The 1,516-nt window shown below is 36.5% G+C and carries 1 protein-coding gene and 1 pseudogene; both read left to right on the plus strand.

All coding sequences use genetic code 11. The annotated features are described in order from the left end of the window. Positions 1–19 precede the first annotated feature (19 nt). Positions 20–529, plus strand: a pseudogene (locus AB4623_RS23645) (IS5/IS1182 family transposase); the annotation flags it as partial. A gap of 667 nt (positions 530–1,196) precedes the next feature. After that, entirely contained in the window at positions 1,197–1,472 is a 276-nt protein-coding gene (locus AB4623_RS23650) for a hypothetical protein (protein WP_017066511.1), read from the plus strand. Positions 1,473–1,516: the final 44 nt, after the last annotated feature.

Consider the following 1,516-nt stretch of genomic DNA (forward strand, 5'->3'; position numbering starts at 1 on the left):
AAAGCCGCGATGAACCTTTAATTACACCTGTATAAGCTATCGCTCACAAACGGTAAAGTTAAATATTGGAATAAATATAAAGGTGCTGCTCACCACATAGCCATAGACTCAACAGAACTCAGGACCTTTAGAGAGAGTGAGTAAAAGATGAAAAACATGGCTCGAAAAGCAGAGAACATAGCGTAAGCTTTGACGTTGATATCCACGAAGCCATTAGTTATTAGATTAGCCTTGTAAAGCTTGGCGATAATGAGGTGATGCCAACATTATTTATTTCTTTACGTAGAAAGATCCGCGCCGTCTCAGAGGGGGGAGACTTACGACACAAAAATTCAGCACTTTGGAAAGACGGACATCCCAGAAATGAAAGAGTAACAGCTCTGAAAAATGGGATTATAACGGAGTGGAAAGCCAAGCTTGGTTATCACTACCTGAAATCGCAATGCCGCGATATAAAGGGCTATTCAGTGGTCAATTAAGCTTGAGATATTACAACGTTCAAGGGGCAAATCTTGTCGTTAATATATGATTATATTGAAATTCACCTCATTATCACGCCGAAAAACTGGTTAAGTTCGAAGATTACAAACCTCAAATTGCAACAAAAAGAATCAATTAGACACTCTCTCACAAAAAAACTTACCATCTGGTTAGTAAAAAAAGTGACCGCCATCAAACTTTCTAGTTAAAGTTCCTTATCTACAACCATAAGCTCACTCAATCAAATAAACCCATCGATAAAAATCTGAAAAACATCACAAAAATGGAACGCTCATCGGCACCAATAAATTATGTTACAAATGGTTTCTAGTGCAAACTCAATTTGCGCATGGCTACAATGACGCGCTCAAAAGTCAATCAGACATAAGTGTTCGAAAAAGCACTTTTAAAACTCAACTAGCCCATAGAAACTGAGTTTATAGAAACAGTACGCATCTGCTTGGCGATCAATTATCGAGCAATTGAGATGGTTATTAACCTTTAATCACGAAATAGAAATCACCCAAAATAAATTATTGACATTGGAATGGTTGTACGTAAAAAACCTGACAGAACTTTTTATTACAAATATAATTTATTACACTTCCATGACAATTAAACAAAAATGAAATAAAAGTGAAACAATTAATGCATTTGACTTAATTGTTCTACGTGGATTAACCTTTTAGAACACAAACACTAATTAGGGGATTAAAATGAACGACTCAATTAAAGAAGCTAGACTTAAGAACAACATGAAGAACCCAATTGTTGCCTTAGCACTTGGCTTCTTTATTCCAGGTGCTGGTCAAATGTACGCAGGAAGCGTCATGTGGGGTATTATTAATCTAATCATTGCTATTGTATGTGCAATTACCGTGATTGCATCTCCAATTAGTTTCATCATTTGGGCTGTAGCACTATTTATGGGTTACAAAGGCACAAAAGAGTTTAACAACAAAGTATTGGATACAGCGGAAAGCCAAGCCTAGTCTTTGCAAGAGCAATCGCACAATATAGGCGTTGTTGATCAAAT

The organism is Vibrio sp. 10N.222.52.C12 (assembly GCF_041474215.1).
In the GTDB taxonomy this organism is placed as follows: Bacteria; Pseudomonadota; Gammaproteobacteria; order Enterobacterales; family Vibrionaceae; genus Vibrio; species Vibrio crassostreae_C.

Bases quoted from the DNA above. Each gene is read 5' to 3' on its own strand.
- AB4623_RS23650 (WP_017066511.1), top strand. From the start codon at position 1,197: ATGAACGACTCAATTAAAGAAGCTAGACTTAAGAACAACATGAAGAAC.